This window comes from Variovorax sp. OAS795 (assembly GCF_040546685.1).
Lineage (GTDB): Bacteria > Pseudomonadota > Gammaproteobacteria > Burkholderiales > Burkholderiaceae_C > Variovorax.
Genome location: NZ_JBEPOH010000001.1, coordinates 3,145,035 through 3,165,986 on the forward strand (window position 1 = coordinate 3,145,035; position 20,952 = coordinate 3,165,986).

Annotated in this window: 25 protein-coding genes and 1 tRNA gene; 4 read left to right on the top strand and 22 right to left on the bottom strand. The window is 62.5% G+C overall.

The window, feature by feature from the left end; translation table 11 throughout:
- Nucleotide 1 precedes the first annotated feature (1 nt).
- Genes ABID97_RS15175 through ABID97_RS15190 form a run of 4 tightly spaced genes read right to left on the bottom strand, consistent with a single transcriptional unit; the run spans nucleotide 2 to nucleotide 2,538 of the window.
- The gene (locus ABID97_RS15175) at nucleotides 2–568 is read right to left on the bottom strand and encodes a phage tail protein I (RefSeq protein ID WP_354399275.1); all 567 of its coding nucleotides are present in this window, start codon (nucleotides 566–568) and stop codon (nucleotides 2–4) included.
- Entirely contained in the window at nucleotides 561–1,445 is an 885-nt protein-coding gene (locus ABID97_RS15180) for a baseplate assembly protein (protein WP_354399276.1), read from the bottom strand. The genes ABID97_RS15175 and ABID97_RS15180 overlap by 8 nt, the downstream gene beginning before the upstream one ends.
- On the bottom strand, nucleotides 1,442–1,804 hold the full coding sequence (locus ABID97_RS15185) for a GPW/gp25 family protein (RefSeq protein WP_354399277.1): 363 nt from the start codon (nucleotides 1,802–1,804) through the stop codon (nucleotides 1,442–1,444). Before ABID97_RS15185 ends, ABID97_RS15180 begins: the two co-directional genes overlap by 4 nt.
- Entirely contained in the window at nucleotides 1,801–2,538 is a 738-nt protein-coding gene (locus ABID97_RS15190; protein WP_354399278.1) for a phage baseplate assembly protein V, read from the bottom strand. The genes ABID97_RS15185 and ABID97_RS15190 overlap by 4 nt, the downstream gene beginning before the upstream one ends.
- 240 nt (nucleotides 2,539–2,778) lie before the next feature.
- Here ABID97_RS15190 and ABID97_RS15195 point away from each other — a divergent pair, with 240 nt between their 5' ends.
- The gene (locus tag ABID97_RS15195; protein ID WP_354399279.1) at nucleotides 2,779–4,209 is read left to right on the top strand and encodes an ATP-dependent nuclease; all 1,431 of its coding nucleotides are present in this window, start codon (nucleotides 2,779–2,781) and stop codon (nucleotides 4,207–4,209) included.
- A 19-nt stretch (nucleotides 4,210–4,228) separates the two neighbouring features.
- Here the strand turns inward: ABID97_RS15195 and ABID97_RS15200 are convergent, their stop codons facing one another.
- From ABID97_RS15200 to ABID97_RS15250, 11 genes are all read right to left on the bottom strand, one after another.
- Nucleotides 4,229–4,687 carry a phage virion morphogenesis protein gene (locus ABID97_RS15200; RefSeq protein WP_354399280.1) on the bottom strand — a complete coding sequence of 153 codons (459 nt, stop codon included), beginning with the start codon at nucleotides 4,685–4,687 and terminating at the stop codon, nucleotides 4,229–4,231.
- On the bottom strand, nucleotides 4,684–5,196 hold the full coding sequence (locus ABID97_RS15205; RefSeq protein ID WP_354399281.1) for a phage tail protein: 513 nt from the start codon (nucleotides 5,194–5,196) through the stop codon (nucleotides 4,684–4,686). The genes ABID97_RS15200 and ABID97_RS15205 overlap by 4 nt, the downstream gene beginning before the upstream one ends.
- Nucleotides 5,180–5,710, bottom strand: coding sequence for a lysis system spanin subunit (locus tag ABID97_RS15210; protein WP_354399282.1), 531 nt, complete (start codon nucleotides 5,708–5,710; stop codon nucleotides 5,180–5,182). Before ABID97_RS15210 ends, ABID97_RS15205 begins: the two co-directional genes overlap by 17 nt.
- Nucleotides 5,707–6,282, bottom strand: a complete 576-nt coding sequence (locus ABID97_RS15215; protein ID WP_354399283.1) for a lysozyme — start codon at nucleotides 6,280–6,282, stop codon at nucleotides 5,707–5,709. Before ABID97_RS15215 ends, ABID97_RS15210 begins: the two co-directional genes overlap by 4 nt.
- A complete protein-coding gene (locus tag ABID97_RS15220; RefSeq protein WP_354399284.1) occupies nucleotides 6,275–6,574 on the bottom strand; it encodes a hypothetical protein in 300 nt (99 codons plus the stop codon). The genes ABID97_RS15215 and ABID97_RS15220 overlap by 8 nt, the downstream gene beginning before the upstream one ends.
- Nucleotides 6,571–6,984, bottom strand: coding sequence for a hypothetical protein (locus ABID97_RS15225; RefSeq protein WP_354399285.1), 414 nt, complete (start codon nucleotides 6,982–6,984; stop codon nucleotides 6,571–6,573). The genes ABID97_RS15220 and ABID97_RS15225 overlap by 4 nt, the downstream gene beginning before the upstream one ends.
- Before the next feature lie 4 nt (nucleotides 6,985–6,988).
- Nucleotides 6,989–7,192 carry a tail protein X gene (locus tag ABID97_RS15230; RefSeq protein WP_354399286.1) on the bottom strand — a complete coding sequence of 68 codons (204 nt, stop codon included), beginning with the start codon at nucleotides 7,190–7,192 and terminating at the stop codon, nucleotides 6,989–6,991.
- Nucleotides 7,192–7,662 (bottom strand): head completion/stabilization protein, encoded by a 471-nt coding sequence (locus tag ABID97_RS15235; RefSeq protein WP_354399287.1) that lies wholly within the window; start codon nucleotides 7,660–7,662, stop codon nucleotides 7,192–7,194. The genes ABID97_RS15230 and ABID97_RS15235 overlap by 1 nt, the downstream gene beginning before the upstream one ends.
- A 111-nt stretch (nucleotides 7,663–7,773) precedes the next feature.
- Complete coding sequence (gpM, locus tag ABID97_RS15240) at nucleotides 7,774–8,481, bottom strand: phage terminase small subunit (RefSeq protein WP_354399288.1); 708 nt, start codon at nucleotides 8,479–8,481, stop codon at nucleotides 7,774–7,776.
- Nucleotides 8,482–8,486: 5 nt separating this feature from the next.
- Nucleotides 8,487–9,494, bottom strand: a complete 1,008-nt coding sequence (locus tag ABID97_RS15245; protein WP_354399289.1) for a phage major capsid protein, P2 family — start codon at nucleotides 9,492–9,494, stop codon at nucleotides 8,487–8,489.
- A gap of 48 nt (nucleotides 9,495–9,542) precedes the next feature.
- Complete coding sequence (locus ABID97_RS15250) at nucleotides 9,543–10,385, bottom strand: GPO family capsid scaffolding protein (RefSeq protein WP_354399290.1); 843 nt, start codon at nucleotides 10,383–10,385, stop codon at nucleotides 9,543–9,545.
- Nucleotides 10,386–10,544: 159 nt separating this feature from the next.
- Here ABID97_RS15250 and ABID97_RS15255 point away from each other — a divergent pair, with 159 nt between their 5' ends.
- Together ABID97_RS15255 and ABID97_RS15260 are read left to right on the top strand one after the other, a co-directional pair.
- On the top strand, nucleotides 10,545–12,323 hold the full coding sequence (locus ABID97_RS15255) for a terminase ATPase subunit family protein (protein WP_354399291.1): 1,779 nt from the start codon (nucleotides 10,545–10,547) through the stop codon (nucleotides 12,321–12,323).
- Nucleotides 12,323–13,342 (top strand): phage portal protein, encoded by a 1,020-nt coding sequence (locus ABID97_RS15260; RefSeq protein ID WP_354399292.1) that lies wholly within the window; start codon nucleotides 12,323–12,325, stop codon nucleotides 13,340–13,342. The genes ABID97_RS15255 and ABID97_RS15260 overlap by 1 nt, the downstream gene beginning before the upstream one ends.
- A gap of 186 nt (nucleotides 13,343–13,528) precedes the next feature.
- Here the strand turns inward: ABID97_RS15260 and ABID97_RS15265 are convergent, their stop codons facing one another.
- The 5 genes from ABID97_RS15265 to ABID97_RS15285 form a co-directional block, all read right to left on the bottom strand.
- Nucleotides 13,529–15,001, bottom strand: a complete 1,473-nt coding sequence (locus tag ABID97_RS15265; RefSeq protein ID WP_354399293.1) for a hypothetical protein — start codon at nucleotides 14,999–15,001, stop codon at nucleotides 13,529–13,531.
- Nucleotides 15,002–15,029: 28 nt separating this feature from the next.
- Nucleotides 15,030–16,376 (bottom strand): ParA family protein, encoded by a 1,347-nt coding sequence (locus ABID97_RS15270; RefSeq protein WP_354399294.1) that lies wholly within the window; start codon nucleotides 16,374–16,376, stop codon nucleotides 15,030–15,032.
- A 1,193-nt stretch (nucleotides 16,377–17,569) separates the two neighbouring features.
- Complete coding sequence (locus ABID97_RS15275) at nucleotides 17,570–17,965, bottom strand: hypothetical protein (protein WP_354399295.1); 396 nt, start codon at nucleotides 17,963–17,965, stop codon at nucleotides 17,570–17,572.
- Nucleotides 17,952–18,287 (bottom strand): hypothetical protein, encoded by a 336-nt coding sequence (locus ABID97_RS15280; RefSeq protein WP_354399296.1) that lies wholly within the window; start codon nucleotides 18,285–18,287, stop codon nucleotides 17,952–17,954. The genes ABID97_RS15275 and ABID97_RS15280 overlap by 14 nt, the downstream gene beginning before the upstream one ends.
- An 8-nt stretch (nucleotides 18,288–18,295) precedes the next feature.
- Nucleotides 18,296–18,541, bottom strand: coding sequence for a hypothetical protein (locus tag ABID97_RS15285; protein WP_354399297.1), 246 nt, complete (start codon nucleotides 18,539–18,541; stop codon nucleotides 18,296–18,298).
- A gap of 379 nt (nucleotides 18,542–18,920) precedes the next feature.
- Here ABID97_RS15285 and ABID97_RS15290 point away from each other — a divergent pair, with 379 nt between their 5' ends.
- Nucleotides 18,921–19,646: a hypothetical protein gene (locus ABID97_RS15290; protein ID WP_354399298.1), complete on the top strand. Its 726-nt coding sequence runs from the start codon at nucleotides 18,921–18,923 to the stop codon at nucleotides 19,644–19,646.
- 65 nt (nucleotides 19,647–19,711) lie between these two features.
- Here ABID97_RS15290 and ABID97_RS15295 read toward each other — a convergent pair whose 3' ends face one another.
- Both ABID97_RS15295 and ABID97_RS15300 read right to left on the bottom strand, forming a co-directional pair.
- Nucleotides 19,712–20,668 carry a HEPN domain-containing protein gene (locus ABID97_RS15295; RefSeq protein WP_354399299.1) on the bottom strand — a complete coding sequence of 319 codons (957 nt, stop codon included), beginning with the start codon at nucleotides 20,666–20,668 and terminating at the stop codon, nucleotides 19,712–19,714.
- Nucleotides 20,669–20,793: 125 nt separating this feature from the next.
- Nucleotides 20,794–20,869 (bottom strand) — tRNA-Asn (locus ABID97_RS15300).
- Between the last annotated feature and the right edge of the window lie 83 nt (nucleotides 20,870–20,952).

Below are 20,952 nucleotides of genomic sequence, written 5' to 3' on the forward strand. Positions count from 1 at the left end.
GTCAGGCGCTTCCGTGGTTGTAGGCGCCGTCGCGTCGCGTGGCGCCGTTGTGGCTGTTGGCGACGCTGGCGTAGCGCAGGCCGACCAGGTGGCAGCGCGCGGGCGCCACGGCGGGCAGGAGCTTGCGCAGGCGCTCGGCCTGTACGTTGGTGATGGGGCGCTCCAGCACGATCTTGTAGGTGGCCCAGGTCGCTGCGAGGGAGGCGTGCGGAAACTCGCCGTTCCGGTTGATGGCGCCGTTGTGGGTGCGCCCGCCGACGCGCTCGATGATGGTCACCTCGCCGAAGCCGATGGCGCGAATCAGCGCGCGGATGGCCCAGGGCGTGCCCTTGTGGCGATGGATGTTGATGCTGTCGAGGATCACGGCGCGGCGCGCATCGTCGCTGCGTGCGTCGCTCCAGCCTTCCACGGTCAGGGCCCACGAGAGCCACGGCAGCGCCGCCGGCAGGCACTGGCGTGCGCTCCACAGATGGCGCAGGCCCGAGGTGTCCAGCATTAACGCGGAAACGGATGCAATGGCCGATTCGAGCGCCGTGCGGTTGGGCGGCAGCAGCCGCGCGTCACTCATTGCTCACCTCTTCGGTGATCGTGATGCTCTCGATGCGCACCCACTGCGTGCGATCGCAGAGCACGTCGGCAGGCGGTGCGATCAGCGCGACGCGGTCGATGCCGGGCTGGTGCAGCGCGGCGTCGATGCCCGAGCGCGCCAGGCCGGCGCCGAGCCGGCGGATCTGCAGCAGCCACCTGTCAAGGGCGGTGCGGCCGGCTGCCGCGGCGACTTCTCCGGCAGGGCCGTTCCTTCGATGGAGCACGGCCACGATCGGCGACGCGAGGATCTGCGCGGACTGCACCGTGACCAGGTCGCACAGCGGGCGGATCTTCTCCTGGTTGAGCGCGTTGCGCACCACGGAAAGCAATGCTTCGTCGGGGACGCCGGACGCGTTGTCTCCCAGGATGGACACGCGCACCGACCCCGGCAGCGGGCTGTCGACGCCGGCATCGGCCACATGCGCGTTCGCCGTCATGGCATGGAAGCGGTAGCTCTCGATCGGGCCGGCCGTGGTCAGCCCTTCGAACGCCATCTGGGCGCGCTCGCGCAAGCGATCGTCGCTTTCCATCACTGCTGCGACCGGAGGCACCACATCGGGGTTGGCCGGCGTCACTACCAGGCGGGTCACGCCGAGGTTGGCCGCCTGGTTGTCCAGGTCGGCGCCGACCGCATAGGCCAGCATGCATGCCTTGGCCGCGTCGTTGATGCGCTGGCGCATGACGAGCTCCTGGTACGCGATGACCTCCAGCAGCTTCACCGCGGGGTCGGACTCGAGCGCTAGCGTGAAGTCCGGGCACGCCGCCTGGAACTCCGCCAGCTTGCGCTGGTAGATCGTCTCGTAGTCCAGCGGCTCGATCACCTGCGGCGCGGGCAGCTGCGAAATGTCGATGGTCATGCGGCGGCCCTCATCTGCACCGGCACGCGCAACGAAAGCACGCTCGCGGCCAAGCCGGGCGGCGTGTAGACGCCCGACAGATCGAGCACCACCTGGCCGGGCCGCGTGCCGCTGGAGAGCTGCACGCGCGAAAGGCGCAGGCGTGGCTCCCACTTCATCAGCGCGCCGGCAACCGCCGAGTAGGCGCGCACGCGCGTGGCGCCGTTGTCGGGCTGGTCGATCAGCTCAGGCAACTGGCTGCCATAGGTGCGCCGCATGAGTCTGCTGCCGATCGGCGTACCAAGGATGTCGGCGATGCTCTGGCGCAGGTGTTCGATGGCGTCCAGCGGCTTGCCGGTGAGCCGGCTCATCCCGCTCATGGCACCGGCCCGTCGCTGGTGTCGCCGCCCTTGACCACGCCGGAGGTTCTGTGGCTCAGCAGGCTGATGTTGCCGGCAACGATGTCACCGCCATCCGTGGCCAGGCCGTGGCCGTTGACGAACTCCATGTCGCCGTCGATCTGCGCGGTCTTGCCGCCCGGCCCGGCGCCCGAGCCGGCCATGCCGGCCGTGTAGGTGAGCAGGCCCTGCACCAGCAGCTGCCCGGTGGCAATGGTCATCGGCGCATCGAGGGTGATCTGCTGCGAGTGCACCGTGGCGCTCTCGCTGGCAGTCACGTCGGCGGTCTTGCAGTGCACGGTGACCGAATCGGGCACCGTGATATCTGCGGTGCCGCCGCCCGGCAGCGTGGCCGTCAGGGCATGCGCGGCGTGGTCGTATTCGATGACCGCGCCATCGGGATACGTGGTGCGCTCCACATCGCCCGTGTCGCCATTCGCCGGGATGGAATCGCTGAAGACGCCGACCAGCACGAAGGCCGAAGCCATGTTTCCGCCGGGCGAGAACACCACGCATTGCTCGCCGGCGGAGGGCGGCGACCAGCGCCGCACATCACCCGCGCGCATCGAGATCCACGGTAGCCAGTCGGTGTCGAGCCCGCCGGATTTGACGCGGCAGCGAGCCGCCCCATGATCCACCTGGGCGATGGTGCCCGCCCGCACGATGTTCTCGATGCAGCGAACCAATTCAGCGTTGCTGGAGCCTTGACTGACCATGCACCGATGGTGCCGAGGGGCCGCGCGGGCTGCACTTGATCCGCTTTGTAGAAGGGCGTTGTACAAGCGAAGTTTGGCCGACGGTGACTGCGGTATGAGAAAAGGTTGAGAGGCTGCTGCAAAGCAAATGCCCGAGTGCAGCTACATTCAACTGGCAGCGATCGTGCCTTTCCTTCATCAAGAACACGTCCGGCACCGTGTCCCTCGCAGCGTCTAACTATCTTAGGAGCCCAGAATTTAATGGCTTTGAATCGGATCGAAATCCTTGGCTATCGTGGATTCAAGGAGCGCGGAGCACTCGACTTCGCTGTACCGGATGGCCGCGCTGGGAGCGGGCTGACGCTGCTGACGGGCGCAAACAATTCTGGAAAGTCTTGCATCCTCGAATGTTTGCGAGCACGTACCGGGACTGTGCCGGTTAGCTTCACTGCCGGAACGAGAAATGCAGATGTCCAGGCGATAGAGATCAAGTACACGGTCAAGGGACAGGAAGAGTCAATTAGGTCGATTGCAAAGGGCTCTAGCGAATCTATCAAGGTTGGTGTCGATCAATCGTTTCAAGTTTTTGTTCTTCCTTCACGAAGAGCATTCCATCCATATTTTGGAAAGAGTGAGTGGTCGCGGGAGACATACCTTGCGAGTACACCGTTGCCACCGCAAAGATCATCGGTTCTCACGGGATTCGAGTATCGGCTTTTCAACACTTTGAAAGACCCAGCAGCGTTCAATTCTCTGCTCAGCGAGGCCTTGGGATTCGAACCAACCTGGACGATGGATCAATCAGACCAAGGCCAGTATTTTTTGAAGTTTTTCAATGGTGAGCGCGCGCACTCTAGTGACGGGATGGGCGAGGGAATCATTAGCGTATTTGCAATCGTTGATTCGCTCTACGATTCAAAACCAGGTGACGTAATCGGCATCGATGAACCCGAACTTTCTCTGCATCCCAGCTTGCAAAAACGAGTGTCGGCGTTGCTGAACAGATTTTCCAAAGATAGGCAAATCGTCGTATCAACTCACTCGCCTTACTTCATCGACCTCGGAGCGCTTCGCAATGGAGGGCACTTGGCAAGAGTCATAACGGGCGAGTCTGGAACGAAGATTTTTCAATTGACCGACGAGGCGAAAGTTTCGCTGGAAAAACTTTCCGAACGTAACCTGAACAACCCTCATGTTTTCGGCCTGGATGCCAAGGAGCTCTTCTTCCAAGAGGACCGCATCATCCTCACCGAGGGGCAAGAGGACGTACTTTTCTATCCCATAGTTGCCGAGCAGTTGAATCAGACAATAGCGGGTAACTTTTTTGGTTGGGGTGCTGGCGGTGCTAGCAACATTGCGCACTTCTGCCGTGTGCTGAAAGCACTGGGATTCGCGAAAGTCGCGGGGTTACTCGATGGCGATAAGGTCGCGGAGGCCGAAGCCTTGCGCGTCGAGTTCCCTCTGTTCCATTTTGCATGTATCCCTGCCAAGGACATAAGGACCAAACCGGAGAGAAAGGCCGCTGAAGAAACTCCCGGTTTGCTTGATGCGAAGATGCGGTTAAAGCCGGAGTTCGAGGAGGCGATGAAGCAACTACTTTCAGAGCTTTCAATCCACATGAGCCCTCAGCAACTCGATTACGCCAAGGGTGACGTCGAGCCAACGAATGCGGAGCCGCACCCGCAAGCATGAGACAAGCGCGGGTCAACACTCAGCTGTTTAGTCTGTCCAGCAGCAGATCCTTAATGGATGCACGTTCCGCGTCAGAGAAGCCGAGCAGTTCGCGTCGCGGGTAGCGGTACTCTGGACCGCCCGCTTCTACGCGGTCGCTCAGCCCTTCTTGGTGCACGCGCGCAATGCGCGATGTTCGGCTCAGGAAGCCAAGGGTGACCGCATCTTCGTCGGCGTGCATCCGCATATGCCGCGCCGTCCGCATCTTCTCGAACATGGTGCGGCGAATCCGCCCCTTCTGCTGCCGCGCCTTGCTCGGCTTGCGCGCCGCATAGGCGCTGCCGTCCGGGTTCTGCTGCGCCGCGATGCGCTCCGCCTGGCTGCGCCTCAGCGCCTGGCCGACCTGGCGGGCGAGGGCGCGCCGTTCGGCCGGCGCGAGCTTGTTGAGGAGCGGCGCTACCCAGTCCTCGAGGGCGCTGAGCGGATCGCCGTGCTTCATGGTTCCGTCGCCGGAAAGTCCCAGTCCGCGAGCAGCTCGCCGCGGAACCAGACCTCCCAGTGCTCGGCGGCCGTGAGCGCACCGACGCGCGCCGGCTCGGCCGGGCTGCTCACCGTGTAGCGCTTCGTCGTCTCTGGCGACGCCGGGTCGGCGCCGGCCGCCACGACGACGGGCTCGGTGAGGTCGACCTCGATCGAGATATCCGCCGTCTCTTTGTTGAGCGGCTCGACATCGAAGCGGATCGACTTCTGCCGCAGCGCCGTGTTCTCGAAGATCTCGATCTGGTTGATGCGCAGCCAGGCGAGCAGCGGCACCATGAGGGCGTTGGCGTCGCCGGCGTAGTCGAGCAGCACCACGTTGACGGTGTAGCTGTATTCGAACGACAGCGACTCGGCGCCAGCGGCGACGATGCGGCCTTCGCGCACGAAGATGCTGATCTTGTCCGGGTCGCGCCGCAGTTCGGGCGTGGCGGCCGTGAGGTGCGCGCGCAGGCTAGCGGGCTTGCGCATGGCTCAGGGCGGCGGCTGCGTCTCGGACAGCGTTGTAGCGGTCGATGCAGGCGTTGAGGTCGGCAATGGCGCTGTCGCCGTCACTGGTGATTCCTGCCAGAGCTGCCGCAAACGCCGGGTCAAGTTCGGCTCGCGCTTGCTGAGGGTCGCCGGCAGGGGCGGGATCTGAAGCGATGACGGCGCGACAGGCGGCAGGCCGGGCGGGGACTGACACGCGCACAGCACCAGTGCCAAGCTGGTGCTCGAGAAGCTGCTTTTGAGACTGGACACGTTCCAACTCCTTCTGATGCCGCGCATCGTGCGCGGCAAGGGTTTCGCCGAGGCCGCGCTCGGCGTCGAGGGTGCGCTCGAGCGCGTTGAGGACGGCGCGCGCATTGCCTGCACGCTCGGACTGCCATTGCAGGCGCACCTCATCGCCCCGGGATTCGCCGCCCAGGTGATACGCCAGCGCGGTCCATGCAAGCGCGGCAGCGACCGACAACAGGTAGGGCAGTGCCTTCAGCAGCGTGCTCATGGGAACTTTGCCAATGCAGCGGCGATGGCGCTCTGCGCCTCGGCGCCGAGGAACAGCAGCCGCTCGGCTTCGCGCCGGCGCTGGAGGCCTTTCATGACCTTGCCGCGTGACTTGTTCCAGCGCGGGAACTCCGCGGCGGCGCCATCGTGGTCACCGCCGTTGAGCAGCCGTACCAGTGTCGACTTGCCCAGCGCGCTGGCCCCGCCGTTGTAGAAGATGGAAACCAGCGCATCAAACTGGCGCTGCGTCAGCGGCACGTCGACGGCGCACCGCACGGCCGGTTCGAATTCGCTCGCCATGCGGCGGGCATAGCGCCGGTCTGCCTCGGCCTGGCCGATGACGAGGCCGGGCACGACACCGGGGCCAGTGTCGCCGCGGCCGATGGTCCAGGGCGCGCCGCTCAGATGCGCGAACGCCGAAGGCACCGATATGAGCGCGAAGGGATCGACGCCCGCCCTGCGCAGCGCCGCGAACAGCGGCGAGCCGGGATCCGGGTAGGCGCGCAGCTTGCAATCCTCGAAGTAGCGCGCAACGGCATGGCCGTCGGGGCCCATGCTGAGGTGTTCATTCATGGCGAGCCTCCCTTGCGCCGCGCAGGCGGTTGTTTTCTGCGGGAAAGAGCCGGTTGATCGCGAACCCCAGCTCGGCCAGGCAGGCCAGGACCAGCGCAAGCAGCAGCCATGGGTGTTCGCGGTGGCCGAGGAAGGCCGCCCAGCCGAAGTAGCCGCACAGCAGCGACAGCGCGGCGATCTTGATCCTGCGGGCCTTGCCGCGCAGTGGCGCATCGTGGATGTCCGGTGCGAGCTGCACGGCGAGCTGCAGCAGCGCGGCCAGGCCGAGCAGCACGGCAAGGGCCCACATCATGGTTTGCTCCCTTCGTCGGGCCGCGGCGCAAGGTCGGGGCTGGGCGGCACGCGGGCATGGTCGCGGCCGCGGACAGCGTCCAGCAGGCGCACCGCAAAACCCAGCGGGTCGTTGCGCATCGCGCCGCCCAGCGCACGCAGGCCCATCCAGATGTCTTCGCTGATCACCGCGCAGGCGCCGACGATGGCCAGGCGCAGCGTCTCGGAGGCCACGAAGCCCTGGATGCCGAGGCCGACGATCACCGCGACGGCAACGCCGGTGAGAAGGGCGCGCACGAATCCACCCCAGCCGCCATGGCGCTTCTCGACGACGCCCTGCGCGAGGCCGGCGAACAGGCCGACCAGCGCGCTGGAAAGGATGATCCCGAAGGTGTGGGGTTCAGTGAAGAGTTTCTTGAGCCAGTCTTGCATGTGGTCAGTCCCAAAGGCTCACGGTCGGGCGGGTGGTAGTGGCGGCAGCCGGCGCTGCCAGGTCGACCAGCAGGCCGGTGGGCAGCACGGGCCCGTGGTCTGCCAGCCCGGGGTTGAGCAGGTAGGTGGCCTCCACGATGTCGCTGGTGCCGAGCGCGCGCCAGCACAGCAGATCGAGCGTGTCGCCCTGCATGGCGCGCGCCTTCATCAGATGAGCTCCACGGTGGTGCGGCGAATGCCGAGCAGGTCGGACACCGCCCAGCGCACATCCCGCCGCAGCTCGCCGGTGCGCAGCGCCAGTTTCTCGGCCACCTTGTCGCCAGCGCCGGTGGTGTCGAAGTCGCGGTAGTGCTCGATGAGATCGGCCTGCACGCTGCTGTAGACGGCGCGCAGGTAGCGCGCGGTCTGCGCGCTCTGGCCGTCGATGCCGGGCGCGGGCACGGCCGCCAGGTTGGCATGGCCGAGCAACTGTTGCGCGCTCTTGTAGGCGGCCAACTCCGCATTGATGCCGAGCACCGCGGTGAGCGCGCTGTAGCGCAGCCGCTCGGGCGTCACGGTGCCGTCCAGCCGCGCCGTGGCGCGCAGCTTCGCCAGGTCGATGGCCGGAAACCAGCCGTCGTTCTCCAGCTGTTGCTCTTCGGTCGCGGTCGGCGTGGGCGGGTTGGCGAGAAAGCTCATGGGGTGGGCTGGTGCGCGGAGGAATAGGTGGCGGTGATCGGGCTTCGTCCATGGAAGCCGGGGGCCTACAGGAATCAGCCCGAGCCGCCGGGGTTCCGGGGTCCGGAATCGTTACGGCGACGGGGGCGCGGCATTCTTCAGCCGACGCTCCAGGCGCTCGATGTCTTTTTTCACGCCGACCTGGTCGAACAGGCCGAGGGCGCGCTGCAGCTGGTCGAGGCCGGCCTTGACGGCGGGCAGCGGCACCGTGTCGTAGTCGACGTCCGCAGGGCCGGTCTTGCCGATCAGCGCGTAGCCCATGGCCTTGTGCAGCTTGGCGCGGGCCTGGTCGGGCGCGTCGAGCTCTGCGGTCTGTTCCAGCACATGCGGCAGCAGCTCGCGGGCCTCCTCGATGGTCATCTTGCCGCCCAGTGCCGCGGCGCCGAATTCATCGATCAGCACGGTGCCCAGGCTCCGGTCGTACTGGTCCGGCATCTGCAGGGCGTGCTTGATGGCATAGGGCGCCATCTGCAGCGCGCGCCGGTAGTTGCCGGCGTCGATGTGCCAGACCAGCACGGTGGTGAAGATCTGGTCCTGCGCGCCGTTGCCGGCCTCCAGCGCACCGTCGATCCATGCGTCGTAGTCGGGCAGGAACTGGCGCTTGGCTTCGATCTTCCGTTCGATGGACTGGATGTCCTTGAGGCGGCGGCGGTGCTCGGCAAGCTGCACCAGCATGAGTTCGTAGGCGCTGCCCTCGAGCTGGCCGCCCGCCGGCGCCGCGGCAACCGCGAGGACGGCGAGCTTTCGCTCGAGGTGGCGCTGGGCGGGGGTCTGGCGCATGGCGGTCAGCCGAGGACTTCGATGTTCTCGACCAGGCAGGCGAGGCCGTAGTCTTCGACCACGAACGCGTCGTTGCTCGATTCGTAGTTCTCGATGCGGTCGCGCTTGGCGTTGTCCTCGAGCTTGCGGCGCCGCGCCGACTCCTGCCAGTAGAGCGACAGGTTGTCCATGCGCGTGATCAGCACCTTGTTCTCGGGAAAGTACGGCACGGTGACGCCCGGCAGGCCGCCGAGGCGGCGCTGGCTGCGCACGATGTCGGCGGCGAGCATTTCGGTCGGGGCGGTGGGATCGCTGACGAGCGGGAACAGCTTGTCGTGCATGAGGTTGCGTCCGACGATCGCGACCAGTGCACCGTCATTGCGGAACCACGGATCCAGCAGGGTGTTGTAGGCGTCGTAGACCAGCGCATCGAGGTTCTTGTAGTCGCCGCCTTCGCCCACAGTGACCTTGCCGTCGACGGCGCCGTCGTCCAGGACGCGCGCAGGGGCGTCTTCGCGGATGTGCTGCAGCCAGCCGATGTTGACGTCCTGCAACAGCGGGTTCAGCGCGAGGTTGGTCGTCGCGGCAGCGCTGGTGCCGTTGAAGCCAATCATGATGCGATCGAGCGCCGAGCGCTTGAGGATCAGGTCACGCACGCGGGTCTGGAAATCAGCGAACTTCGCCCAGGCATCGAGCGTGGCGTACTTGATGAAGGTGTCGTAGTTGGTCTTCTTGCACTCGTAGCCCTTCTGGTCGAGCGTCTCGACCGAACGGGGATCGCGATCGGCGACATCGGTGTTGGTCCGGCTGGCGATGGGGCCGCTCACGCCCAGCCCGAGCTTGTCGCCCTTCATCTCCTTCACGCCGATGATGTTGATCAGCTTGAGGAACTCGCTGGATTCCTGGATCTTGGTTTCGAGCGTCTGCTGCACCGACGGCTCGACGGCGAACTGCTCGCGCGCCGAGGGCACGTTGTTGAGTTCGCCGAGTCGAATCAGCAGGTTGTTGTAGACGAGGCGGGTGGCGTTTTGCATGAGGGCTCCGGGGTGGTGCGAATGTGGGGCGTGGCTCGGCGGCGGCGATCAGCAGTCCGTTTTCTGCTGCTTCGGGTCGCCACCCGTGGCGGGAGGGCGCTGGGTGTGCTGGCCGGCGTCGGTGGTGTCGATGGTTTCGAACTTCGCCTTCAGTGCCTTGTGCTCGGTTTCCAGCGTGGCGAAGCTTTTCCGCAGGTCGGCAAGGCCCTTCGCATCGGCGCCGTGGCGCTGCGCGAGCTCGCTCACTGCGCCGCCGACTTCCTCGACCACGCCGAGCAGCTCGCTCACCGTGTCGTCGGTCTTCCGGGTGAAGCCGGCGAACTTCTTCTTGAACGAATCGCCGAAGCCTTTCACGCGATCGATCAGCGTGTTGTCCTGCGCCTCGTCTTCGAATTCGAGCGCGACCTCGACCGCCTCGGAGAACAGGCTGTCGGGCGAGGTCTTGCGGCTGGCGAAGGGGTTGGCAGCCGGGTTCTTCGCGGCGAAGCTCAGCACTTCGGTGCCGAGGCTCGCGGGGCTGTCGGTCACGGCAAGGCCCACCAGGTAGGCCTCGCCGGTGTCGGCAAACTTGGGGTTCACCTCGATTGAGGTGTAGATCTTCTGCTTGTCCCGGGTGGTCATCGCGACCAGGTCGGGCAGCGGGGCGATCTCGGTGAACAGCGCGAGCTTGCCGTCTTCGACCGCACGCGCTTCGACGGAGAGCACGTCGCCATAGGCTTTGAACGAGCTGTCAGGGTAGATGCCGCGCATGTGCTCCAGCCACACACGGGCGCCGTATTTCTTCGGATCGAAGTTCCTGGCCATCTGCTCGATCCACGAGCGCTCGATGCGGCGGCCATCGGTGGTGGCGCCTTCGGTGGCGACGCGGAACATCTTGGACTTTTTAGCCATGGTGGTGTGCGGGTAGGTTGAGGTGCGGGATGCGTTGGGACCGATGGTCGGCCCAGCGCCCGCGCGGCTCAACGCGTTTCGCTTGTAGAGCTGCGGTCTACAAGTGAAAGCGCCCGGCGAAGAGGCGCGCCGCAGCGCCCCCGCCCATAGCCTCGGGCCATGTCTTCAAGCCATGCCGACTCAGATACGCCCGTGGCGCCGGTCGCCGAAAGGCGCCGGACTGCACGCCACCTCTATTGGCAAGGGTGGCGGATTTCGTCCATCGCGGAGTTCCTTGGAGAACCCCGGACGACTTTGCACGGGTGGAAGGATGCCGAGCAATGGGACAAGGCGCAACCCATCGAGCGCGTCGAAGGGGCACTTGAAACCCGGCTGGTGCAGCTGATCGCGAAAGAGCCGAAGACCGGCGGCGACTTCAAGGAGATCGACCTGCTCGGCCGGCAGATCGAGCGGCTCGCACGGGTCCACAAGTACGAGAAGACCGGCAAGGAAGCGGACCTCAATCCGAACATCGACCGGCGCAATGCCGGGCCGAAGAAGCGGCCTTCGCGCAATGACGTCAATGACGAGCAGGCGGCCCAGCTCGAGGAGGCCTTCCGCGACTCGCTTTTCGGCCACCAGAAGGTCTGGTTCCGCAACAGCCACGAGCGCACGCGCATGGTGCTCAAGAGCCGGCAGATCGGCGCTACCTGGTACTTCGCCCGCGAGGCCTTGCTGGATGCGATCAAGACGGGCCGCAACCAGATTTTCCTCAGCGCGAGCAAGGCGCAGGCGCACATCTTCAAGCAGTACATCGTGCAGTTCGCGCACGAGGCCTGCGGGGTCGACCTGGCCGGCGATCCGATCATCCTGGCAAACGGCGCGCACCTGTACTTCCTCGGCACCAATGCGCGCACGGCGCAGGGCTACCACGGCAACTTCTACTTCGACGAATTCTTCTGGACGCACCGCTTCGAGGAGCTGAACAAGGTTGCGAGCGGCATGGCGATGCACAAGCAGTGGCGCAAGACCTACTTCAGCACGCCCAGCTCGATCCAGCATGCGGCCTTTGCCTACTGGAACGGGGACCGCTTCAACAAGCGCCGGCCGAAGGACCAGCGCGTGCTGCTGGATCTGTCGCACGACCGGCTCGCCGGCGGCTTCACGGGCGAAGACAAGGTGTGGCGCAACATCGTCACGATCCTGGACGCGGAGGCGGGCGGCTGCGACCTGTTCGACATCGACGAGCTGCGGCTCGAGTACAACTCGGACGAGTTTGCCAACCTGCTGATGTGCGAGTTCATCGACGACACGCAGTCGGTGTTCCCCATGTCGGAGCTGCAGGGCTGCATGGTCGATTCATGGGTGGACTGGGCCGAGTTCTACAAGCCGTTCACCGCGCGCCCGTACGGCTACCGCCCGGTGTGGGTGGGCTACGACCCTTCGCACACCGGCGACACGGCCGGCTGCGTGGTGTTGGCGCCGCCCGAGAAGCCCGGCGGCAAGTTCCGCGTGCTCGAGCGCCACCAGTGGCGCGGGCTCGACTTCGAAGCGCAGGCGGAAGCGATCCGGCAGATCACGCTTCGCTACAACGTCACGTTCATCGGCGTGGACACGACCGGGTTGGGGCAGGGCGTCTACCAGCTCGTGACCAAGTTCTTTCCCGCGGCGAAGTCGATCAACTATTCGGTGGAAGTGAAGACGCGCCTGGTGCTCAAGGCGAAGAACGTCATCGGCAAAGGGCGCCTCGAGTTCGACGCCGGCTGGACGGACCTGGCGCACGCCTTCCTCGCTATCCGGCGAACGCTCACGGCCAGCGGCCGGAACGTCACCTTCGACGCCGGCCGGAATGAGGAGACCGGCCACGCCGACCTCGCATGGGCCTGCATGCATGCCCTCGACAACGAGCCTCTCGAGGGCCTCAACGCCGCCAACAGCGGCTTCATGGAGATTTCCTGATGGACACGACGACTACCCCCGCCAACAACCCGGCTCGGATGGAAGCCTTCAGCTTCGGCGACCCGACGCCGGTGATGGACCGGCGCGAGCTGCTCGACTACATCGAGTGCTGGATGAACGGCCGCTGGTACGAGCCGCCGATCAGCCTGGAAGGCCTGGCGCGCTCCTTCCGCGCCAGCACGCACCACAGCAGCTCGATCTACTTCAAGCGCAACATCCTGTTGAGCACCTTCGTGCCGCACAAGTTGTTCGACCGGGCGACCTTCAGTGCCTATGCGCTGGATTTTCTGATCTTCGGCAACGCGTACCTCGAGCGGCGCGACTCGATGACGCGCCGCGCCGTGGGCCTGAAACACGCGCTCGCGAAGTACATGCGCCGCGGCGCCGACCTGGACACCTATTTCTTCGTGCGCGGGTGGAAGGACGAGCACGAGTTCAAGGCCGGCAGTGTGTTCCACATGCGTGAGGCGGACATCAACCAGGAGGTGTACGGCCTGCCGGAGTACCTAAGTGCGCTGCAGTCGGCCTGGCTGAACGAGAGCGCCACGCTGTTCCGCCGCCGCTACTACAACAACGGCAGCCACGCCGGCTTCATCCTGTACATCAGCGATCCTGCGCAACAGCAGGACGACATCGATGCCATGCGCACCGCGCTCAAGGAGAGCAAGGGGCCAGGCAACTTCCGCAACCTGTTCCTCTACTCGCCGAACGGAAAGAAGGACGGTGTGCAGCTGATCCCGGTCAGCGAAGTGGCTGCCAAGGACGAGTTCTTCAACATCAAGAACGTGAGCCGCGACGACGTGCTCGCCGCCCATCGCGTCCCGCCGCAGCTGATGGGCATCGTGCCGAGCAACACGGGCGGCTTCGGCGCCGTGCTGCCCGCGGCTCAGGTCTTCGCGCGCAACGAGATCAAGCCGCTGCAGGACAGGTTTCGGGAGATCAATGAGTGGATGGGGGAGGAGGTGGTGCGGTTTACGGACTACGAGGTGCCGACGGGTGAGGCGGCTGCCGCACCGTGAGTTCATGAAAAAGATGAGCGACCTTCGCCAGCGCAAAGCGACGCTCCTGAATGACCCTTCGAGATACGCGAGACCTTCTCTAGGCTCAACTTACACCCGAGCTTTATCACCCACAGCGTGGGCGGTGCCTGACCATCGTTCCGGATCGCACGAACTGTTGATCAACATTCAAAAACTACGGCAAGCCTATCGCTTAGGCCGCACCCCACCCTTGCGGAGCATTTTTGCTGCAACTCGGTATATGTCCGGGATGTTGATTCGTCCGTCTGCTCGGCGCTCTGCCACTCCGATTCGAAGCAATGCCTTCAAAATTGCTGCAGGTTGATTGCTGTCACCTTCGCTGAATTCAATAGGCTCAAGATACTGCCCTTGCGAGTGCGAAATATCTGCAATGGTGCCCGACTCCTGCCAACGTGAGTACAGATCTTCCGCACGGCAGGGTACCTGCTGGTCGGCGAGAGGCTCAATCACGCTGTCAATCCAGTTGTATTCCTCCTTGAGCTGTCGGAGCCTGAGCTCCGAAGCGGCTTGGATTCCGGCCCGAAGCCCGGCAGGAGAAATGGCGAAGCCCGCGTCTGCGGTGGAACTTCGATAAAGGGACGCCTGCCTAACCGCTTCCAAGAATGTTCGAGGACTTACTCTGTTGTATGCATCTGCGAGGTGTTTATGCAGCCACGTATAAGTTCGGCCTTTAGATGCGCTGGCACCCATGTACGGGCCGGCTAGTTCCACGAACACTTGAGCTTGGGCCGATTCTGAATCTTTCAAAGCAGCAGGTAGCCCGATCTGAAATACGTCGCGAATCGCAATCGAGGTAGCGCGCTCCACGAGCTTCACGAATGTGTTGCCAGCATGCACGTCGTTGGCCAGCAGCGTGTAAAGCAGACCAAACAGGTCTCGATGCTCCCACGTCAAGTCCACTCTTGCTCCAGCGCTTAAAAGCTTGGAGGCATCAGGGAATGCCGCGACGCCCGCGTCTTCAGCTTGGTCAACACGTAGAAAGATTTTTGGTTTGATGAACTTATACGTGCGCAGGGCAAGCGTCACCAACAGCAAAGCACGCGTTCGCTCACGAATTTGTTGCCAATCTCTTCCTAGACGATCAAGTGCGTCGAACAGGACAACGACCCTGACGCCTTCAACGCGCAGCGCTTCGTCGGCTTTCCTTAGGTACTGCTGTGCTCGGGCGGCATCCTGTTCAACCCAATGGACCAATCCTTCTGGGCCACGAAGCATAGTCGGAAGCCCCATCGGAACGAATTGGCTCACCGCTCGGAGGAACACGGCGCGCCACACCTTCTCTGGCTCATGCCCATCTGTTTCGATAAGGTCGTCAAGCTCTTCTCGACTGGGAGCGCCGTTTGCGTCCGTATCAACACCGGCGAAGCCCAAGCCTACCTTGCATTTGTCGAGGTTGAGGCGTCGATAACTTTGCGATACGAAGGTCCGCGTGTCGTCGTTCAGAAGCGTTGCTGACCAAAAACTCTTACCAGTCCCTCGACCTCCGACCACTAGTACCCGTTCGGGATCCAACGCAGCTTCGTGACCCTCTGGAGTGTAGATCTGCTGCAATTGCGGAGGACTTACTGCATCATGGCTTGGCGCAGGCGTGAGTCGCGACAGCGCTGCTCGGAGTTCGTCGATTTCTTCAGCGATCATGTCTTGAGGCCGTTAATATTGTCGGGACTCACGCGGGGATGAGCCTATCTAGTAGCGCTGCGTATGTCCGCTCGTAGAGTGCGGCTGAAAGTTGGGACGGAGCAGACAGCGGATCGAATTCAAAGTAGTTGGAGTCTCGAAGGATCGGCACTGCGTAGTGCGGCGCTTCAACGTCGTCCAGAGAAAATTCTGGCATCGTGACCACACCTTCTCCTGATTGATCAAGTACAGGACTGCTTGAGTCCTCTCCGAGTGGAATGTCCCGATAAAGAAACTCTCGAAAGAGGTCGTGTGCCCGGTCGCGGAAAGCCTGCTGGCGCTCGGCCAGAGGGGAGGCTTTCGCATGAACCATCTTCAGCCGGACGAGCCAGTCGTCCTGGAAGTTGCGCGGCGAACGTGCGAGATGGGCTAACAAGTATCTGTACCCGGCAAAAGTCTGCGGCGTGTCTTCGCCAAACAGCAGGACTTGCGCGCCCAAACCCAGCAACGCAGCAGCCGTTGATTCATTCAGACCGGCTCGCACATCGACCAGAACGGCGTCGTACTGTTTTGATCCCGCGATCGTATCGACGAGCCATCTTGTTTGATCAGAGAAACTCGCCAAAGCTCCATCCGCTGTAGATGATTCGACATAGGCTCGCGCAAGCTTCGCCAAAACGTTGGCCGGATGCTCTTGGGCCGTTGCTCCAACGGCTGGCACTACATCGATAAGTCCCTTGCCCTTGCCGAAAGGGCTGGGTGCCATCATGTCAAAAAGGAAGCTGTCATCGAAATTGCCCAGCGAACGTTCGATATAGCCATCCAAAAGACCGTACGCCGGCAGTTCATTTGGTGGAAGCATCATTGCACCGATTCCGGGGGCCTCAAGGTCCAAATCAATCACCAAGACCTTCTTGCCGGCCTCTGCGAAGTGAGTTGCTGCAACCGCGAGCGCTGTGGTGCGACCAACTCCACCTTTGATGCTCGCGAAGGCATACCGAGGGGTCGGAAGACTGGAATTTGCCGGTGCAAGCAACCAGTCGGCGCCAACGATCCGTTGGTCGATCAGGTTGACGTAGAGAGATTGCCCTAGTACAGATACGGCTTCTCGGTAAGGGCGGCTCCGTTTTATTAGTCCACTAACGCCAGGACTTTGTGCGTCAGTGACCACGAAATCTTCGAGACAGTAGGGACCAGCCGCTGCGATCGCAGCTTCCGCTGCTCGTTTCAACAGGTCGTCTGGAAGGGGCTCCAAAGCAATGAACGTGAGGTGGCCCTCTGAGTTCCTCAGTATCCAACCTTTCTCGACCGTTTCGAGGCCAAGGATCTGAACCATGGCTTCCGCGAAAAGGGCCAGACTGGTGTCGAAGCGGGGCGTAACTTTTGGGTCGGTCATATGAGCAGTCCTAGTGCGTCGTTGGCATCCGATCTCCATCGCTCTGCCTGGGCTTCGCTGATCGACCCGGTTTGGGCGTATCGCATCACGATTTCCCAATACTGCATGAAACTTTCTCGTGCCAAGAGGCTTCGCGCAGCAGAGGCTTGACGTCCCTTTATGGCAATTCGTGCAAGTCCTCTCAAACTCGGCCAATGTTTCCACATTGCTTCTTCATCCTGTAATAAGCCGAACTCCGTTAGCTTTTGCTTGATCGCACACTCTGCTGACAGGCCAAAGTGGTAACCGGCGTTGTCAAAGCGCTTGTCGGTTAGGAGCTTGCATCCATCTGCGTAGTGCCTTTGCGCTGCAGCTCTCATATCTGTCGTGTACGCCATTCTTGTCGGGAGTTGTGGGACGTGAGCACCGCCGTGCCTGGGAGCGGGCGGCTTGAAGAGTGCTTCCTCTCGTGTTGATAGTACCAACACAATCTTGGCCCTCGACATCGATCGCCGGACGTTGGTTCACTGCCGCAGCCTCGATCCGGTTTGGTTTTCCGCGCGCGGTCGAGACCCCGCCCCGCCCGCGCGCTAGATGTGTTGCTTTCGTCGGCACCGTCGCGCTAGTTCGGGTGCGGCGCGCATCTGCCAGGCCGAACGTGATGGCGCCCTTCCGTAGATGACGCTCATCGACGCCTCTTGCAGCGGTTTCTCTGCCGGTTCGTCCCGGGGAATGGCCGACCCTCGGAGGGGCGAATCCGGTTTGGGTTCGGGGAAAGCCTGATTTCCTAATCGGGGGTCCCAAACCGGCCGCGAACCCCCGTGGCGCCTGGCGCTGAGCAGGTTAGGTTTCACCCTGATCTGACCTAACCTGAAACCTAATTTTTTCCTAAGTTGTTGATCTATATAGGGATTTGTTTTCCGGAAGATCAGAGTCGACAACCCTGATCTGGTTAGGTTCAGATTAGGAAAAAATCAGGTTTCTCAAAACAGCCGAAACCCGCATGGATAAAGGCTTTGCGGGGTGTTTGGGCATGTCGATTAGGAAGATCAGGCTTTCCCCGAACCCTTACCGGAATTTTGGAGCGGAGCAACTGACGGCGCGCGACCACATGTCCGCGCGGATTTGGCGGACAACAAACAACCAACTGAACCGGCGCGAAGACTAGGATGACGCGGGTGCTTGGAGGCAAGCAGATAGCCCCTTGTCGCTTGTCAGATTGGCCGCACCTCGAAGTACGCCTCATTGGTGTCGCCCAGATCTCGGAAGCCTGCGGTCCTGGCCGCGTCGAAGGCCTTGATCCATCGGCTGGCCAGCGCCACCTCGTGCTTCGCAAGGTCGCTTTCACCAGACTCGCTCGCGTTCTGAAAAGCCCGGAGCGCGAGTACCACGTCATCGCCCAGTTGCCGATCGAGCTCGCGCCGGAAGCGCTGTTCCGCGACCTTCAGCGCGTCGACGGCCGGGTAGTCCACCAAGCGCACCCTGTAGGTCACCCGGTGCACGGGCTCGACGTCTTCGAAGCGGAATGGTGCATCTTCCTCGTGCGTGGCTAGATCCGCAGTGATCGCCTTGACCTGCACGTTCGGGGCGAAAAGTTCAGCTTGGGTCATGGTTCGAATTCACAGCGTTCTGAAGCAATTGCAGAGAAAGGGATCCAGGCAGGCTGTGAACCTCGCAGTACCAGACCTGGTAGCACCACCGTCCGCCGACTTGTTCGGTTCCCGCGAAGCTGATGGTGTCGAGTGCGCACGCGACCACCTCGGGCCGCCACAGGAGGCCGATCGGCGGCGCTACATCACCGGGCCCCGAACTCCACAAGCCGAGTTGCATCCGTCCTTCCACCGGCCGCAGCGTCAGCATCCCGGACAGCCACGGCTGGTCCACAAACTCCCGCTTGCTCAACAAGGTGCCGCCGCGGTATCGGCGACGCATCCTGACTCTCATAGGAGCTCACTGTCGGCCTTGGGCGGCTTGGGCAGCAGGCCCGGAATCCCGTGCATCACTGCACGGATGTGGTCGCCCGCGTTTCGATCCACGTCGCCATACAGGTCCCCGATCCTCGCGCAGCGGCCCGACACCAGATCTGCGAAGTCGAGCAATGTCGGGCGGAGTGGCTCGCCTGCGGCAAGCTCTCCTGCTCGTCGCGCCATCTGGGCGATCTCTTCTTCGATGGGAGGCTCGGGCATGGGGTCTTCGGAGGTCAGGCGGCTAGCACTTTTGTGCTGTACAAATATACAGTATTTTGCATGGAATGCCAGTATGCAAAGCGCTCCTTCATCAACGTGGATCGCCGCCTGCGCGCAGCGTCTTCAGCAGCAGTGGCATACCGTCGATCCTCGCGACCTAGAAGATGTAGCGCGCGATCTGTGGAGCGACGAGCGGATCGACGCCGCCGGACGAAGCTGCGGTGGATTGGCCGAGGCCAATCTCCGAGTGCCGTAAATCGCCCCAGCTACAAGGCTCCTCGACGTGTTTCATCATCAGAGCGCGGATGTCCGGCGCATGAGAATTTGCCGATCCCGCAGCACAGCATCAGGCCGACGAGGCCGGCGCTACATTTAGCTGATGCCCGCAGAAGAATTTGTATCGCCTGTCCGCACCGCCAGCTTGACCTTGGCTAGCGCGCTAAGTATCGCGACGGCACTCATGGCCGTTGGTGCTGTCACCCTCCATGTCATGGGGGAGTCATCACATCGGGCCTACCTCCAGTTTTGGGGTGTCGACGCTGGGGCTTTTCCCAAATCCACTGATTGGTTGTTGATCAACGGGTACCACGGTCTGGCGAACCGCTCAGCGCTTGCTCTCCTTGCGATCGTTCAAAACCTAGGGTGGTGGGTGGCCGCTACGGTCGCAACTGCGCTCTATCTTTTCGTTCTGCTTTCCCCAACGGGCACAAGCTCTGGCGTCTTGCCGAAATGGCTGGCCAAGCGTCCTGCCTGGTGTCAACGCTTGGTGCGATACCTGCAAGGTGCCTTCTTGGCTACCGCGATCATCCCGGTTGTCCTCCTCATCTGGACCGCCGTGCTGGTGTCTCCTGCCCTCATAGGCGAAGCAAATGGTAAAGCGCATGCCGAGCGGGAGGCTGCGGAGTTCAAGAAGGGCTGCGAGACGTCTAAGTACCCGTGTGTCGAAGTTAAGAAGGGAGGCGAAGCACTGGGCTCGGGGTTTGTGCTGGAGGGGTCGCCTTCGTATATCGCAATCTTTGATGTGCGACTGCAGCGCGCTCGGGTCATTCCGCGCGACGGTGTTGAGCTCATCTCAGGTAAGCCAATCGCGCTGCCAAAACCCTAGGCTCCAGTGGTTGTGAACTCGCGTAGGCCAATTCGCATGATGAGTTCAGCTAGCAGGGCGCCCGCTCAAGGTTTGAGTCTTGTGCCGGTGGTCGCGCTCTGTTGCTGAGGAGAAATCACTTGGGAGAGCTCTGAGATCACCTTGAGCAATGCATGGTGGGCATGAAGTGCGTCGGACGCACTTACTGCAACTTCTCCATACCGCACAGCTGGCTTGCAGTCGATGGTTGCGAGTGCCGTGGTCGTGAGCACCACACCAAGTTTCTCCGTGACCAACTTGCCGATCACGGGTATGTTGTGGCCGACTTTGTCCCTGGGATAGGCGTGACCAGTGCGAGCGAGTAGCCCCTTGAAGACCTTCTCCGCGCATTGTGCGGTGTCCCAGCGAGCTTGATTGGCCCCCTGCCTCTCCAAAAGAGCATTGACGCTGGACTTGTAGTCTTGCCGGGCTTGGTGAAGCAGGTCGTTGCCAGTGGCCTTGTCGAGCCAATATATGGCGTCTGCTCCCAAGAGGAACGTGTCTTGAATGATCTTGCAGTCTTGATCGGAGAGTCGAGCCGCGTAGGCGGGGGTTAGCGAATCGATCGACGAAAGCAAATTGTGGGTCGCCGGCCCATGCAGGCCAAGCGCAATGCCATGGTGGGCCAAGTTACGGTCCACAAAAAACTCCAACGTGCCGTAGTAGCGCGGTAGCCGGAGCCGCCAGTGGATTCCTGCCATCTCGAAGACGATGCTTCCCGGAGAAGGATCAACCTTCGTGCGATCGCCATAGACGAGTTCGAACCAGTCGCCAATTCGAAGATAGATGTCCTCTGGACAGAACGGAGGGCGAGGGGAGTGACGAGCAGGCATCACATTGCCCGAGATCCCGAATGCCCTCGAGACCATGGTGATCGCTTGAAAATCTCGATGAGGGACAGGTATGTTGCAGTGACCGAAGTGAGCGTCAAGCGAAAGCATCATTCGCTCGAACTCATCGGCCGTCGTCGGTTTGGAGGGCCACGTCCAATCTTGAGGCGTCATGGGATCATGATGCCATGGGGAGCCAGAACACTGGATATTTGGCAGTTGCCAAATATCCCGCCCAAAAAGTAAAAAGCCCGCTACAAAGAATGTAGCGGGCTTTCCAGAGGCCTTGCGGCTTGTAGTGGCTCCTCGACCTGGGCTCGAACCAGGGACCTACGGATTAACAGTCCGGCGCTCTACCAACTGAGCTATCGAGGAACAAGCCTCAGATTATAGCGTGGTTTTTTTGGCGTTTTGAAGGGGCCGATGCGGCCGGAATAAATTTCTGGAAAATTTTTGGG